The 666-nt window shown below is 72.4% G+C and carries 1 pseudogene; it reads left to right on the forward strand.

The features are described from left to right. Positions 1-666, forward strand: a pseudogene (locus EN804_RS34525) (hypothetical protein); the annotation flags it as partial.

Below are 666 nucleotides of genomic sequence, written 5' to 3' on the forward strand. Positions count from 1 at the left end.
ATGACCAGGACGACGCTGACGACGGTGATGACGCCGAGGGTGCCGAACCGAACCTCGACAACGGTGCGGGTGCTGCTTCGGCCGCGTCTGCACAGCCGACCCGCTCGCAGCCGGAATTCGACTTCGATGACGACGTCGAGCCGACCGCCTCCGACGCCGGGAAGCCGGTCCGCGCCGCTGCCGCCGTTGCCGCTGCGCCGGTCGCGGTGGTGAGCAGCGCGGTGGTGGAAACCGCTGCACCGGCCGTGGCCGAGGTGCAGGCCCCGGTCGACAGCGCCGCCAAGGCCGAACCGGCATCGCCGGTGCAGACCAGCATGCTCGATGCCATCGACGCTGCGACTCCGGCCCAGCCGGTGGCCGCTGCGGCGCCGGTGATCGAAGCCAAGCCGGTCGTGGTTGAAACCGCGCCAGTGGCTGAAGCCGCGCCGGTCATCGAAGCGACGCCGGCAGCCGTCGAGGCTGCGCCGGTCGTGGAATCGAAGCCGCAGATCGCTGAAGCCGCTCCTGCGGTCGAAGCGCAGCCGGTGGCCGTTGCGGCTGCGCCGGCGGTCGAGGCCAAGCCGGTTGTCGAGCCGGTCGTGGTCGCCGAACAGCCGGTGGCTCCGGTGGCAGTTGAAGCCGCGCCGGTGGACGCTGCGGCGCCGGTCGCCGATGCGGTGGTGACGC

Origin of the sequence: Mesorhizobium sp. M8A.F.Ca.ET.161.01.1.1, assembly GCF_004792105.1 — a bacterium.
Classification (GTDB): domain Bacteria; phylum Pseudomonadota; class Alphaproteobacteria; order Rhizobiales; family Rhizobiaceae; genus Mesorhizobium.